Source organism: Scytonema sp. NUACC21 (assembly GCF_054684315.1).
This window is the reverse complement of record NZ_BAAFZH010000078.1, coordinates 63553-79075: the sequence shown is the minus strand read 5'-3', so window position 1 is coordinate 79075 and position 15523 is coordinate 63553. Positions and strand designations below refer to the sequence as shown.

Genomic DNA, 15523 nt, shown 5'->3' with positions numbered 1-15523 from the left:
AAACGCGATCTGCCGCTATGCTGTAGCGAAGCTATCGCTGTTAATGGTGCTTCTATGTAAAATTGTGCCTGTTATAAAGTTCTTGTGGGACGGACGCCCGCCCCACAGGAATGACGACGAAATTATTACAGTTGCCGTATTATCGGTTGACCGTCTTTGACTTCACCAATCAACACTAAATCTGCACAATTGACAAAGATACCATTTTCCAGGACACCGGGAATGTTATTGAGTGTTTTTTCCAAGTTCACAGGGTCGCTAATAGTCTCAAATCTGACGTCTACAACCATGTTGCCTTGGTCGGTAATCACTGGGCCTGCTTTTTTGACACCCATGCGGAGTTCGGGTTTGCCACCCAATTTCTCAATCGCCCGCATTACAGGGGTAACTGCCATTGGTATGACTTCCACCGGTACGGCAAAAACAGAACCCAATCGATCCACGACTTTACCAGCATCCACAACCACGATAAACTTGTTTGCCAGGTAGTCTACAACTTTTTCACGAGTATGTGCTGCACCGCCACCTTTGATCAAATTCTTTTGAGGATCGACCTCATCCGCGCCATCAATGGCAATGTCAATATGGTCAATCGCATCTAAGGTGGTGAGGGGAATACCATACTGTTTGGCTAGCACCTCTGCTTGAAATGAGGTGGGGACGCCAACGATATCTTTGATTTCGCCGGATTTCAAGCGATCGCCCAAAAACTGAATTGCGTATGCTGTTGTTGACCCTGTACCCAATCCAACAATAGAACCAGATTCTACCAAAGCGGCAGCTGCTTTGCCAACTTCTTGCTTCATTATCTTGACGGGGTCTGCTGCTGCGGTCATTCCCAAAGCTCCTCAAAAACTAATCTATAGTTCATAGTAGAGTACCGGATGCGAAAATCTTGATGGAACCGTGCAACAAGACCCGGTATATATTCGTCATGGAGTAAGTTTTCAAACGCAGTAGTCGCTTAAAGTAGGTCAGAATTATGCGTCGGCTTCTCAGTACTCTTTCACTAGTAGCACTACTACAATTTTTGCCCAACACAGCTTACGCCCAGGAACAAGGCAGTACCGAACAACCACTTGACTCAACTGCGCGAGTCGTTGCTGCCAAATTGATGACCAACTACCCGGATGGAAATTTTTATCCAGAACGGTTTATCAGTCGGGCAGAATTAGCCTCGATTATGGTAAAAGCATTTCGCTTGGATAAACGAGAGGCAGCTACCAAAGAAAATATCAAAGTTGCTGACGTACCCCCTTCCAATCCTGCGTTTAATGATATTCAAATAGTCTTAAAAAGTGATATTATGAGGGGTTACCGGGGAAATTTATTTTTTCCCAATCAAAGAGTCACTAAAGCAGAAGCATTGGCAATTTTTGCACAAGCTTACGGTGTCTTCCAATTTCCTGACGAAACAGTCAACGAAATTCTTGCCCAATACTCAGATGCAGCTTCGATTCCAGCTTGGGCACGGAGAGCAATTGCCACAGTAGTTAGTGAGGGATTTGTCAATAGCGATGAGGGCAAACTTTCCCCATTACAGCCCATGACTCGTGGAGACATGGCTTTTGTACTGAGTCAATATCTACAAAGACAACAGCCACAACCGGAAACACCAGTCGTTCCACGTATAAAGGATGAAGAATGAAGTATAAAGTATAAAGTAAACTCAATCAATAAACTGAGTCGGCAGTGCGTTAATGGGGCGAAACACGACGCTAGGTGCAAGGCACACGCAACGTGTTCGCGCCGGTGCTTGTGTCAAGTATTTCAGCTTTGTTTGCCCCTCATAACAGCTACATTATATTTAAGCCAAGTTTAAATTCTGTGAAAAGTCCATGCTATTTGATGCCTTTAAAAGCCGTAAATGGTCTAAAATCGAGGAGATAGAGAGTAACTATTCCTGGCGTGTAGCTTGGGGAGCAATTGATATAAATGAAGAAGATATAGCTTGGCGAGAAGATAAAATTGCGATAATTCTACCGCGTACAGCATCTGGATTTGTGACAGAGAAACTAGCAATCAGTTCTTTACAACAATTTGTGGTTGTTGGTGATGTGTGGTTAACTAACCAAACACAACTACTGCAAAGTTTAGGAATTGAACCAAATAGTTATGGGGGAACTTCTGTACAACTAGTTGCTCATCTCTGGGAAAGATGGGGTTTTGAATGTCTCAAACAACTTGTGGGAATGTTTGCTCTCGTGGTTTGGGATAGAGAAAAACAGGAGTTGTGGCTGGTACGCGATCGCATTGGTGCTCGTACTCTCTACTACACTACCACTGGTTCTACTCGTTGGATTGCGTCTAATTTAAGAACTTTAGCACCCTATCATTCATCAGATTTAGATTTGATAGCGTTGCGTGATTATTTATGTTGCGCCTTTGTACCTGGAGAACGGACACTTTGGCAACAAGTGCGGGAACTGCGACCTGGGACTGTTTTACAATTACCAGACCACAAAGTTCAAGCTTATTGGCATCTTCAAGAGCAGATTACAGCAATAGATCGACCTCTAGCATGGCATGGTGAACGTTTGCGAGAGCTGCTAGACCAAGTTGTGAAAGAATATTTACCACCACAAACCGAACCCGTAGGAGTTTTTCTGTCTGGTGGTTTAGACTCCAGCTGTATCACCGCAATAGCCGCAAAATTCCACAATTCCCCAGTCCACACCTTCTCAATTCATTTTGGTGATGAATGTCCTAATGAGTTAGAATTTTCCAGTGTGGTGGCTTCTCATTGTCAGACGCAACACCACATTTTAGAAATTACTTTTAAGGATATGTGGGAACGCCTACCGGAAACAATGGCGTATTTAGATGACCCCATTGGCGATCCTTTGACTGTTCCCAACTTGTTAGTGGGACGACTTGCAAAAGAAAGTGTGGAAGTCGTATTAAATGGCGAGGGTGGAGACCCCTGTTTTGGTGGACCCAAAAATCAACCAATGCTCATTAATAGTTTATATAGCTCCGTTACCAGTCAAAATTCATTACAAGCTTATTTAATTTCCTTTCAAAAGTGTGCATCTGATTTGCCACAACTTTTAAAACCAGAAGTTTGGTCAACAGTTCAGACAACACCTTGGGTTTTTGAAGATGATTTATATTCTTCAGCCAGCTATTTGAATCGTTTGATGACAATGAACATCAAATTTAAAGGTGCTGACCAAATTCTCACGAAAGTTAGTAACTTGACTCAAGCCGCACTTTTGCAAGGTCGTTCTCCACTTTTTGACCAACGAGTTGTAGAGTTAAGCATGGAAATCCCTCCAGAGTTCAAGCTTTCTGGAGTAGAAGAAAAAGCCGTGTTAAAACAAGCTGTATCAGATATTTTACCAGAGAGAATTATTTCTCGTCCCAAAAGTGGGATGATGGTTCCAGTACAGTTAGGATTTCGTAAATATTGGCAGAGAGAAGCCAAAGATTTATTACTTAGCCGTCATGCAGCTACTAGTCCTTATTTAGATCGGTCAACAATCCGCAACTGGTTAAATTATCAAGGAGACACTTGGAGCCGTTATGGAGTGAAGTTATGGTTGCTTGTGAGTTTAGAAATTTGGTTACAGGTGAATAAAAAATAGGCGTCTAACCAAAACTCTCATCTCCAGAAAAACTAAGATGACTGCTTGGTTCTAATATTATTGAGACGCGAGTGCTAAAAGCTAAGTTTTGATTTGCAGCCATAGTTTGATTCAGATACTGAATCAATTTTTGTGGTGGGAAAGATTCTAAATCAACAGAATTACCCTCCATTAACCATTTTAGTTCTTCACTATGAAGACTTAGCTGAATTTCTGAAGGTAAATTTTTAGCTTGTAATTCTAATTCTTCTAGTCTTGTTATCCAGATTTTACGGCTATTGAATACTTGACATGGCAATATACCAGCATCAACGATCGTCACATCGCTATCTCTAAACCAACGCTCATCTGTACGCAATTGATGAACTAAACTAACTCCTTTAGGACTACAATTATGCAATGCATAAACTTTTAGATCGGGATTCCGACGCAGCATCTGCATAGTAATTTCAAAGATATTTTGGGGATAGCCAGTAATGCCGAGAATAGCACAGTTCCTTTCAAAATGAAAATTATTGGCGATGAGAAATTCTGCAATCTTATCATTATCACATACGACCAACCTATCAAAACTATATGCAGTAATATCAGGACTTGGGGTTAGAAATTTTGTAGTTTCTTGAAAAGTATTAGAAAGTAGTTTTTCAATTTTTCCATTAATCATTTGCCACTTATTTAGCGAACGTCTAACAGTTTCTTTTTCAGTCAATCCAGGGTTATATATTCTCTGATTCACTTCTGTGACTACACGATTGTCTTTGATTATATCGGCTATATATATAGCAACAATCGAGATATACCGCCCTAAAAATATGGCAAGTATCACCAACCACAAATATGAGGAGTTGTCAGGATAATAAAATAGCTGACTGAAGACAACTCCTATGAAGATCGCAAACGTATCTTTAATTAGCACGGTTATTGGATTTAAATTTTCCTGAAGTCTTTTACACCTAACTTCATTAGAAGATGATGAATTAGATAAAAACTTAATATTCCAAGTACCAGCCAATAAAGACGCAATCAAAAACAAGAAGAATTTGAAATTCAATGGAAGAAATCCGCTTATCATATTGGCTAAAATTAGCCTAATAAGAATATTTAAGATAGCAAAAATTAAAAACAATAGGGAACTAATAAACAAACAGTAAATAAAGCTAATATTTTTAATTTTGAATTTCCGGAACTGGGTGATTTGTGGTTTGGTATCTGATATAAGTTGTCTGGCGACAAAATATTGAAATTGACCGACAGTAAAATATAGAGTGTTGTTAGCAGAAATACGAGCGATCGCATTAGCAAAAAATTGGTCTGTTAACTTAGAGCCTCCATATCTACTGGGTTCAAAGACAAATTCATGACCGCATTTTTTACACTTTCCATAATTTTGATTCCAGTCTCTTCGGTTGTTATCAGTTCTGCAGTTAATACATTTCATAGCAGTTATTTACTCCTTATTTTGAACATTTAGGTTTCTAATAGTTAAATACCTGATTTGCTAATAAAACGCTGTAATCTTCCCTCTGGCGAATCACGCGATGTGTACCATTTTCTAATAACACCTCTGCAGGTTTAGGACGATGTAAAAAATGTGAAGACATAGCATAACCATAAGCACCGACATCTAAAATGGCAATGATGTCACCAATTTCTAATGCTGGTAATTGATAATTTTTACCTAGATAATCTCGTGAATATGTAGTATTTCCACAAATATCAGTTGTATATTTTTTGGATGTATCAATACCATTCCAAGTCACAATTTTGCGATAACTACCGTGTACTGAGGGGACTGAAAGATTAGCAACGGTGGTATCCACTCCTACAATCTGTTTATCTGCTTGCCATTTTACCGAAACCACTTTAGCCAACAAAGTTGCACAACCTGCGATCGCAGCTCGTCCTGGTTCGATGACTAACTCAATATCTCTTCCCAAACGACTGATTCTATTACTTAACTCTGCTGCAAATACTTCCCAGTCAAAAGCTGCTTTACCATGATGATAGGGATAGCCAAAGCCACCACCAAAATCCAAATACTGCCAATCTGGTAACTGTTGTGCTGTTGCTAGCACAGTATCAATCACCTCAGTAAAGGCTTCTGTCGCATTAGTCCCTGTACCTCGGTAAAAATGCAAACCGCTCAATGGCAATTTTGCTGCACGAGTCACAGCGATCGCATTTTTGAATTCCTCCGGACGCACACCAATACGGCTATCTCTTGTAATTTCGGGTAAGTTGAGACGTAGACCCAGACGGGGTGAAGATACTTGATAAGTGAGGGAACGATAAACTTCGCAGCACAGTTGCAATTGAGATATGCTATCTAAATTGAGGGTTTTTACTCCCCAATTCAAAACTTGTTCCATTTCTGCACAATTCAAATTACTTCCACTGTAAACAATTTGTTCTGGTGCAAAACCCGCCTGCAATCCTAGATAAATATCTCCTGGTGTATTGGCGTGTAGCCCCCAACCAAAATTACGAAAAATTTGCAGTAGGGAAATATTTCCATTCGTGACACTTGCAAATCTAAATTGGGTATGAGGATAAGCAAAAGCCTGGGTAATACGCTTAATCGTTTGATGTAAAATATCAGCTTGGTAAATGTAGAGTGGAGAACCGTAAGCCTTCAGTAATTCTCCAGCAAGTTCTTCAGAAAAAGGAAGATAAACTTCCTCGCTCTTGACTCCGAAATCATCACTTGTTTCTAGTTTTGCCATTTTTTCTGCAATCTCCATAACTGTTTTGGTAGCCAAAATGGATGGTCAAAAGATTGTTTTCCCGATTCTTCACCGAAAACATATATTCGCCAAAATTGCCAAATAATTAACAACCATAAAATCTCTCCAATCCGACGCCCTTGAATTCCCGCGCCCAATTGACCTGCTGCAATTTGTGCTGCTAGATAGGGAGAAAAGCGATTTTCAACACGAAGTTTACCTGGATTTAACCACTGACCGATCTCGTACCAAAACTCATTGAAACACCAGGAGGTTAAGGGAACTCCCATACCGCGCTTTTGTCGCCAAACGATTTCTGGGGGTAACAAATTTTCACAGGCTCGTTTGAGGATGTATTTCTCACAGGCTCCTTGCAAACAGAGTTCTCCAGAAACTTGGAACGTCCACTCAGTGAGTGGTAGATCGCAGAAAAGCGATCGTACATACAACCCATGAGCAAACCCTAAAGCCGTCGCTCGCGGTTGGATATTTTGTGCTCCTTTTAACATCAAGCTAGCACGGCGCAGCCGATGGAGGACGCCTTGGCAATACTCTGGATCGAGGGCTTCTGCAATCCAGTCTTGGGGGTCTAATTTTTGTACCTGCTCGGAAATATCTGGCTGGTAAATCGCTTCGTAACCCCACAAACGGTGAAATGTTCGGAGATATTGTTGTATAAATGTTTCTTGTCCTGAAGGATTTTCAGTTTGGTAAACTCCGGCTGCTATTAATGGCTTATTCGTCCAACCTGCAAATAACTGGTCGCCACCCTCGCCGTTAAAAATGACCTGAGTATCCTGACTGGCTCTTTCTCCTAAAAGATACAAAGGAACCGTTACCCCATCACCAAAAGGCAAATCTAGAGCTTGTACGGTAGAAATCATCGCTTTTTTGATTTGACGCGGGCTAGCATCAACTTTTACCAAAGGAATTTGCAGATGTTGAGCGACAATTTCTGCATAGGGGGATTCGGGAATACCCGCACCTCCAAAATCCAAGGTATAGGCAATAACTTTTGCTCCAGCCCGTACCAGTAATGCAGCGACCACAGAGGAATCCAATCCCCCGGAGAGAAAAACTCCCACAGGTTCATCTGTGAAGTCGGTAATTTGATGCTCAATGGCTTGTTGCAAAAGAGTTTGCAATTGTTGGACAGCCGTTGTTTCATCTTTTAGTTGTTCCTTAGCTTCGCACCATTTCCACAAGCGTTGATAACTCGGTGTTGATAGCTGTTGTGACTCAGATTGACTTTGCCAGACTAACTCTGTTCCCACTGGAACGGCAAATATTTGACTAACGGGTGTTAAAGGATTGGGGGTATAAGAAAAACAATTATAACCGTATAAACTAGGAATGCTGATTTCTGGATTGTCCAGAACTTTCAGCAAGAGTTGCAGATGGGATGCAAACCAAATCACTTGTGCTTGTTGCATCCAGTACAGAGGGACTCGCCCAAAAGGTTCCCGTCCTAAAATGAGGCGATCGCCTCCGTGTAATTTTACCCAAGCATCTGTTAAAAAAGAGCCATTAGCTCTCCGTGATGCTGATATAGCAGCAAGAAAATCAACAGGCAAGCTGGGCTTTTGTGAAAAACTAGTATAAGCAACATTCCAAATAGGATAGTGACTTTCATCTGGGGAATCGAAATCGCGTAGTTGGTAGGAATTTGTTAGCGATGTTTTCACAACATTGAGCCGCGCTTCTAATTCCGGGCGAAAACCATAACCCCAATATCCCAGAAATTGCTCTTTGGGACTTCTCTTTTCACCCTGGGGAATTTTCTCCATGCTATTTCACTTCAAATTCAGTTTCGCTAAGTTGACGCCCTTGAAGAAACATACGCACCTTCCATTGACCTGGAGTAGATGCAGAACCTATTATGTAACGGCAGTGAGTATCCCAGATGGTTTTGTCGATTTCACGAGTTTCATAGCGATTTTCCTTGACAATTTGACCGCTAGGGTCTATCCAATTGCACGATAATTTTAGTTTTTCACCCAGAGGTGCATCTTTTAACGTGACGCGATAAAACACTTCTGATTGATTTTGGCGGGAGATATTTCTGAAATCGCCGCCATCATCTTGTGTAAGGGTGATGCGGTTTCTTTGGGTAGAAACACGATCTAGAACAGAGTTATGTTGTTGGATAGAAAACACAGTACTGGCAATGACTACCACTACCGTAGCAAACACTCCGATCGCAATTGTACGATTGCGCTTTTGCTGCACTTCTAACGCTTGACGCTGCCGGATTTGCACAAGGGCTTCATCAAGCAGTTCCGGCGCTAAACCTAATTCCTGTAAAATTTGCTGAACTTGTTCGGGTGCAATTTCTGCTTCCCGACGTGCTTGGAGTCTTCCTACTTCAGCGACGATCTGCTTTAATTGTTCAGTGGTAAGTTGCTGAGCCATAATATTGACCTATTTTGGGTAAGTCGTTTAAGTAACCGTGAGAAATCCGGAGTAGAGCATTCCTGAGTGTTTTCTTGCGTTGGAACAACTATACTGAAGTCATGGGCGATCGTTGTAGACACCTAGCTGTTATTCAATTTAATAAACCAATAATTACCTTTCTTGTTACAAAAATTAATATTTAAGATTTGAGCCAAAACTTCTGCTTTAGTTCTACATGGAGCTTTGCGAAGTGGATTTGGATAGATGATTAAACACGTTATTGGATTAACTGGTGGTATAGCTACAGGCAAAACCACTGTGGCTAATCATTTGGCTGATGCCCACAATGTACCTATCTTAGACGCAGATATTTATGCTAGAGATGCAGTATTTATATGTTCGCCAATTCTTCAGGCGATCGCTCAAAGTTACGGAGAACAAATTTTACTTGCAGATGGGAGCCTCAACCGCCAGCAACTGGGAGAGATAATTTTTAACAATCAAGAAGAACGGAACTGGGTAGAGAGTTCGATCCATCCTTACGTGCGCGATCGCTTTCTGCAAGATATAAGTATATCAACTGTACAAATATTAATCTTAGTTGTGCCTTTACTATTTGAAGCAACAATGACAGATTTAGTGACAGAAATTTGGGTTGTTATTTGTTTTGAAGAACAGCAATTAGAAAGATTGATGCAACGGAACAATTTAACCTTAGAGCAAGCACAAGCTAGGATTCACAGCCAAATGCCAATTGCAGAGAAAGCAGCTAAGGCATATGCAAGGCTAACGCCTTAGTCGCTTATGAAGATTTGAGTGTTAAGAACATGGTAAAGAACCACTGTCTTGTTAAGTCTATTAATGATGTAGCTTGGACACTATTTCGTGGTTGGTTAGAATACTTTGCAGCAAAGTTTGGTACCACAGTCGTTGCAGTCAATCCGAGAATGACATTTCAAAAGTGCTCGGATTGCGGTGCAATTGTGAAAAAATCTTTGTCAACTCGTACCTATAAATGCAGTTGTGGCTGTGAGTTGCAAAGAGACACCAATGCAGCAATAAATATTTTGAATCTTGCACGACAAGCGTGAGTGTTGGGCAATCCCGAAGTCTCCAGCCGCTAGAGCATCATAAAATGCCACTGAAAATGCTACAGCTGCTTTATCCCCTACCGTCCGATCCATGCCAATTACGTAATTGACGTATTGGCTAATGGCTTTTGCTTGCACTTCACTGTAGCAAGCATTGAGAAGTACGCACTCAACTCCCTTTGTGGCAAATAGCTTGAACATACTTGCCAATGCATCTGCTTTGACAAGGACTTGCTGCCCAGTTTCATCTTCCAAGACTATGCCATCTTCTCCCGCACCATGCCCACTGAAGTGAACAATCTGGGGTTGGTAATCTAAGATAGCTCGGTAGAAATCACGCCGACGTACTGCCCACTTCTGCTCTAGCTTGAACTGCTCTCGTTTATTTACGCGTCGCAATCCTTCATCAATTTCCCGTACCTCTTGATCAAGTTGTAAACGAGAGGTACTTGTCGAATTGGCTGCCAGAACCAAAATAGTTTTGACATAATTGTTGTTAATCATGCAAGCTAATGTTACAAGTTTTAGGACTTATAAGTTGATATAGTAAAAATAATATAAAATCGTCAGAGAATTACGGTGAATTTAATAGCAAATAAAATCACTTCTCCTCTAGTAAGTATCGAAATGGCTGTATCTGTTTCAACCCTTCCTCTCGCCAATCGTTAGCGTTTCCATCTTCTAGACTAAATAATCTTTCGCGACACAGAATTTGAAGCAAGAGTGGTAAGCATTGGCTTTGTTGGAAAATCCACTCTACATCTTCCTTAGGAAAAGGAATCGGCGCACTTGCGATCAATTCTCGTGCTTCAGCCTCAGTTAGTTCTTCCAGAGTTGCGGTATAACCGAAAATATTGAAAAAGGGTGAACTATGCCCCGTGCTATGAGCTAGTTCAATTGGTGATTCATGAGTTGCCAAGATAAATGCCAAATTACCCCGTGTTTGGTTAGTTGCTAATGAGCGCAGACTCTCCCAAAATTCGTCATCCAATTCCGCACAACGTTGCAAACCAACACCAATTTCATCTAGTAAAATGACTGTGGGATTATACAAATTATCGCTGACCTGTTCCATAAATATCTCCAGATCACAAGGTGTGGGTACTTGTATGCCTAGGCATTTTAGAATGTACTTGATTAGTATTTCTTGACTTTGCATTCGTGCATCTTGAAAGTCCACGAATACCCACCGATAATTCTCTGGATGTGTTAGCCAGTCATTCTTTTGACCAGCACGCAAATGTTTTGGTGGGGTAGTAGTGATGTTTTTTAGGTAATGTAGTAGAGAAGTTTTGCCAATGCGACGTTTGCCAACAATGGCAGCATTTTGCAGGGGGCGACGTTTGAGTAAGTCAAAAAGGCGTTTAAGTTCTCTTTGTCTACCAAAAAAATAACGAGGATGGGTAATGGGAGAACCAGTGATAAAGGAAGAGGTTTCTTCAAAAGACATATTAGCGTTAGCTTTATCTTTAGTACACAGAACAGGTTTAAGATGTTCTGGAATCCCATGTAGTTGAATTTCTACACAGCCAAACTCGTATGCTTCTTCAATGGAACGATTTGCTGCTAAGGCTTTGTAAAAACCTGTAGTGAAAGTGATCGCGGCTCGATCCCCAATTTTGTCATTCATTCCAATCACAAACGGTATATGTTGAGCGATCACATTGGCTTGAACTGCAGAATAACAGGTATTCAGGACAACACAATTGATTTGCTGTGCGAACAACTTAAACATTGCTGCTAGAGCATCAGGTGCCACAGACTGAACCTCACCCACCTCATTCTCAAAGCACAGTTCACCATTATTCGTGCCATGCCCACAGAAATGTACTATGTGTGGTTTTACACCAAATATTGCTTGAGTAATATCCCTTGCACGGACGGACTCTAGTTGTTCTAGTTGGTACATTCCGTGTTCTATAGCTATTCGCAAACACTCTTTGATCGCTCGTGACTCTTGCCCCAAGCGCAAACGAGCAGTATTACTCGGATCGGCTGTTAAAAACAGAATTCTTATAGGAACATTACTGCTCATGCAAAAGAAAATGCAAGTCACATTGTTTAGCAGTATATCTCACTTTCCTTAAGGAATGAGGCTCAAAAGGAGTGATACTTTTTCGTCCGTGCTCACCTGGAAAGTAAGTTTAATGAATTCGGGTGCTGAGATTTTATCTAATCTATAGTTGAGTAGTTATCAAAGTTCTTCCTTATTATTAGAGCAGACCTTGTGCAGCGCCTACTTGCATCAGCACCCAAGTTTTTGCTGCATCTACTTTATTTTTCGTGGTTGTAAGCGGGGTCACTAACCTTGGGTATTTTACCAACATTCGGTTATAAGTTGGTAAAATACTCCGTGTTGAAGACGCCACTCCACGAGAAATTAAGACTCTTCGCCATGTATTCCACCTAAATGCCCTTTGGTGGAATTGAAAAATTGGGTCCAAACAATTGAAAACGTCTAAAAAAGAGTATTTTCCTCATATAGTTCTCATTGCATCATGATGCACCTAGAATATCCTTCAAAGTAGTGATAGATGGAGAAAAGAAGTAACCACCTCCGGTAGGGATGACCCAATCAGTTTCAAACTCAATTCTTGCTTCTTTAGTTTGTCCATTCACCTTCCGCCTAATTGTGCAACGTCGTTTACGATTCTGTCCTAGATTATTGTTTTGTCCAACTATTAAATCGTTACCTCCTGGATTTTCTTCAGGTGCCTTTTCCGCATTCATCCAATTCTTGGAGAGAAACTCAAACTGATCCGTAATGGAGGTCTGGTAGCTCAAGAAAAAGAGACCTCGATTACCTTGGAGCGGATCGACATCTGGGTTGTTAGGATCGTCAAGTACTTTGCCAAACGGAATGCCGCGACGCAAAATTCGCCGCTTTAGGGTATCTGTGTCGGAGCCTTGTTCAGTGGTAATATCCCGAGGGTTAACTTTCCGAATGTGAGATGCATGTGGGCATCTAAGCCCTTCTCGGTCTTCCGGTGCGAGTTCATAACCATCATCAGGTTGTCCTGGAATGAGAGAAATCCGCCGACTCTTCTGGTCAAAATTAAAATGGTTGTTAGCAAAACCATCTTTTGACAGTTCGTTGTTGTCTTGATTAGGAGTCCGCATAATTGGGGCACCGCTTTTCCAACGCCCTACTAGTAAAGCGGCTAGGCGCTCACCATCTAAATCGCTGAATCCATCTTCAGTGGCAAGTTCTTTGGCCTTACTATGCATAAATTTCCAAAAGCTGCCAACGTCCTGGCGCAGCCGTCGAAATACCAAGAATGAGCCGTTCTTTGCCCAGGTTGGCTCTATTGGACAAATACCATCTGTTGGCTCTGATGTTGAACAAATACCATCTGTTGGCTTTTGATCGCTTTGAGCCGCATAGCCGAACACAAATTGTCCGGGCCATACCAGAGGTTGACCTGGCTTGCTAAAGAGTTGCGATAACTCGTCTTGTGGATCAATATAGCGAGGCGTTAAAAAATTGTGCGGTGGTTCAGGCAGTCGTCCACGAATACCTGGTTGTGAAATACCGTCTTTAAATCCAAAGTGTTCATGGCCACTCAACTCACCAGGCAAATTCTCTCCTAACTCTTCATAGATGATTTTTAAACCACTCGTGATGGTAGGCTTATCTACTGAAGTCGCAGTTTGTTTCAGACTCTTTTTAATTTGCTCAACTGTGACTTCGAGTTGCGTGGGTAAATCGCTAGCAACAATTAAGAATATATCTGGAATTGTGTCTGGAGTACCACCAATTTTCCAATTCTTAGGAGAACCTTCTAAATTATCGGTATCATCTGGATCTCCAATAGTCGTTGCGCGTCCAGGTAAACCAACTTTGAATCCTTTATCTGCAAACCGATCAATCTCCGTTGGGTCTGCAAGGAGCTTCTTGAGTCCTTGAGATGAAAATGCAATGTTTATCCAACAAACCGCCAGTCTTCCAGAGCGATAGCTACCTCTGTTAATCATCAAGTTCCGGAGTTCTTTAAACTTAAGGACTTCCGCTGCCGTGGCAATCTCTGGCGTAATGGACGCGATCCAGGCTTTAGCCAACTGGATATTCTCTGGCTCGTTTAGAATTTTCAAACCCAGGAACATTTGATAATTTTTCATGAAGCCTGGAAATATGTTCCCCTGGATCTCTCCCATTTCGAGAATAGGTTCATCAATTAATTCAGACATAATTACTATTTCTGTTTTTAGTTAACACACAGGCACTTGATACTGAAAAAGTACCTGAAACAGCATTCAGTAAACCAGATTTCTCGGTCTGGTTTACTGAATTTTGTATGGGAAGTTGCTAATCAAGTCCAGAAGAACGAGTGAAAGCTTTCGGTAGTGATCGCACTGGAGTTTCTGCCTCCATCGTGAAGCTTTGTGCTGATGTCTCTGGAAAGACATCTTCGCAAGGAGCAGTTAATTGTACAGGTCGCAGCAAACGATTTTGCCTGCAGCACTTTGTTTCACAGTCAAAAGCTGGGTTATTTATCTGTCCAGGACGTGTCGCCCGCCCAACAAACTTTATCTTGATGCGCTCAGCAATTTGCCCACCAAACACGATTTCTTCACCACCAATTTGAATATCACTGACTGTAAGCTGTTCGCCATCTGGGCCAAGTTCGCCAGTAGGCACTTCGTAAACGGCTCGCACTATCATGTTGGAGCCATCGTTAAATGGCTCCTTAAAGATACCTCGCAAGGCAGTCAAGTAATTCCCTGCTGGCACACGGCTACCACCAGGTCCAGGTTTTGTAAAGCCAGCGTTGTCAAAACTATGGAAGTAGATACCGACAGGGTTTCTCAACGTTATGGCATAACCCGCTCGTGCTAGCTTATTGACCTCGTCTCCTATCGTTGGATCGCTAGAACGTTCAACTCCGCCGAAACCACCACAGCAGATTAAACGCAGCGCCTCGGTGATTTCTTTACCGCCTTTTTTACGCCGGATAGTCGCGTCTGCTCCAATAAAGATCTCGGCGGCCAAAGTATTGTTACGTTGCTGCAAGTGAACAATACCCTCTGTTGTGTTCCACTTGTTCCAGAAGTTATACTCTCCTTTCTTTGGTCCATCTGCAAAGAAAAGGTCTTCCAATTTCACATCTTGATTATTGAGAATAGAGCGATACAGGTCTAGAAGCACTTGTTGGTCACCCTTGAATTCAAAGCCGTTATTGCCATCACCACCTACCTTCCCACCGAACATTGACTGCCAGTACTCCGGCCCTTCACAAGTAAAAATTACACGCAGAATTTTGTTTGTTTTCGGATCGCGGGTAACTTGCCACTCACAGTATTCATCTTGTTGTCGAGAATCTACTAGTTGTCCGTCGATATTATCCTTACTCAATTTATCAGCCTCTTCAAAAGCTTTCTCTCTACCGAATTGCCGCGTAAGCGTTTTTGGAAAAGCGTCCCAAACAATTTCTAAATCTACTGGGTCATCCGAAGGAACTTTCGTCTCATTGTAGTATTGCGACTTACCGGAACCAACATAAGGTGTCTCAATTCGGTCTTTAATGGCACGATCAAACGTGTCAGAGATGTATTTATTCCAAGCTTCTCTGTGTCCAGGGATGGCATCGAAATCAGTTAAATTTGCAGGCGGATCAAAATGATTTAGTAAAGGCATAATTCTGTCCTCATGTTTTTCCATGAAACGCATTGTTTGATTTCAAAAATATCCTTGTCTATCAAGTTTCTCAGGCTGTCCCCCAACCATGAA

Annotated in this window: 11 protein-coding genes and 2 pseudogenes; 4 read left to right on the top strand and 9 right to left on the bottom strand. The window is 41.7% G+C overall.

Going from position 1 to position 15523, the window contains the following annotated elements; genetic code table 11:
- Positions 1 to 125: 125 nt before the first annotated feature.
- Positions 126 to 836, bottom strand: coding sequence for a ribose-5-phosphate isomerase RpiA (rpiA, locus tag ACYRY3_RS16915; RefSeq protein ID WP_460202786.1), 711 nt, complete (start codon positions 834 to 836; stop codon positions 126 to 128).
- 146 nt (positions 837 to 982) lie between these two features.
- On the opposite strand from rpiA, the gene ACYRY3_RS16910 reads away from it, so the two are divergent.
- Positions 983 to 1648: an S-layer homology domain-containing protein gene (locus ACYRY3_RS16910; protein WP_460202785.1), complete on the top strand. Its 666-nt coding sequence runs from the start codon at positions 983 to 985 to the stop codon at positions 1646 to 1648.
- A 190-nt stretch (positions 1649 to 1838) separates the two neighbouring features.
- Positions 1839 to 3587 (top strand): asparagine synthetase B family protein, encoded by a 1749-nt coding sequence (locus ACYRY3_RS16905; protein ID WP_460202784.1) that lies wholly within the window; start codon positions 1839 to 1841, stop codon positions 3585 to 3587.
- 4 nt (positions 3588 to 3591) lie between these two features.
- Here ACYRY3_RS16905 and ACYRY3_RS16900 read toward each other — a convergent pair whose 3' ends face one another.
- Genes ACYRY3_RS16900 through ACYRY3_RS16885 form a run of 4 tightly spaced genes read right to left on the bottom strand, consistent with a single transcriptional unit; the run spans position 3592 to position 8722 of the window.
- Complete coding sequence (locus ACYRY3_RS16900) at positions 3592 to 5025, bottom strand: toprim domain-containing protein (protein ID WP_460202783.1); 1434 nt, start codon at positions 5023 to 5025, stop codon at positions 3592 to 3594.
- A 37-nt stretch (positions 5026 to 5062) separates the two neighbouring features.
- Positions 5063 to 6310, bottom strand: a complete 1248-nt coding sequence (locus tag ACYRY3_RS16895) for a diaminopimelate decarboxylase family protein (RefSeq protein WP_460202823.1) — start codon at positions 6308 to 6310, stop codon at positions 5063 to 5065.
- Entirely contained in the window at positions 6298 to 8097 is a 1800-nt protein-coding gene (locus ACYRY3_RS16890; RefSeq protein WP_460202782.1) for an asparagine synthetase B family protein, read from the bottom strand. The genes ACYRY3_RS16895 and ACYRY3_RS16890 overlap by 13 nt, the downstream gene beginning before the upstream one ends.
- A 1-nt stretch (position 8098) precedes the next feature.
- Positions 8099 to 8722, bottom strand: a complete 624-nt coding sequence (locus ACYRY3_RS16885) for a DUF3859 domain-containing protein (RefSeq protein WP_460202781.1) — start codon at positions 8720 to 8722, stop codon at positions 8099 to 8101.
- A 246-nt stretch (positions 8723 to 8968) separates the two neighbouring features.
- Here ACYRY3_RS16885 and coaE point away from each other — a divergent pair.
- A pseudogene (gene coaE, locus ACYRY3_RS16880) lies at positions 8969 to 9481 on the top strand (dephospho-CoA kinase); the annotation flags it as partial.
- A pseudogene (locus ACYRY3_RS16875) lies at positions 9481 to 9786 on the top strand (RNA-guided endonuclease InsQ/TnpB family protein); the annotation flags it as partial. The pseudogenes coaE and ACYRY3_RS16875, both read left to right, overlap by 1 nt.
- On the opposite strand, the gene ACYRY3_RS16870 reads toward ACYRY3_RS16875, so the two are convergent.
- From ACYRY3_RS16870 to ACYRY3_RS16855, 4 genes are all read right to left on the bottom strand, one after another.
- Positions 9703 to 10299 carry a CHAT domain-containing protein gene (locus tag ACYRY3_RS16870; protein ID WP_460202780.1) on the bottom strand — a complete coding sequence of 199 codons (597 nt, stop codon included), beginning with the start codon at positions 10297 to 10299 and terminating at the stop codon, positions 9703 to 9705. The pseudogene ACYRY3_RS16875 and the gene ACYRY3_RS16870 overlap by 84 nt on opposite strands.
- Before the next feature lie 97 nt (positions 10300 to 10396).
- Complete coding sequence (locus ACYRY3_RS16865) at positions 10397 to 11830, bottom strand: CHAT domain-containing protein (protein ID WP_460202779.1); 1434 nt, start codon at positions 11828 to 11830, stop codon at positions 10397 to 10399.
- 461 nt (positions 11831 to 12291) lie between these two features.
- Positions 12292 to 13983 (bottom strand): Dyp-type peroxidase, encoded by a 1692-nt coding sequence (locus ACYRY3_RS16860; RefSeq protein ID WP_460202778.1) that lies wholly within the window; start codon positions 13981 to 13983, stop codon positions 12292 to 12294.
- A 118-nt stretch (positions 13984 to 14101) separates the two neighbouring features.
- Positions 14102 to 15430 (bottom strand): hypothetical protein, encoded by a 1329-nt coding sequence (locus tag ACYRY3_RS16855; protein ID WP_460202777.1) that lies wholly within the window; start codon positions 15428 to 15430, stop codon positions 14102 to 14104.
- Positions 15431 to 15523: the final 93 nt, after the last annotated feature.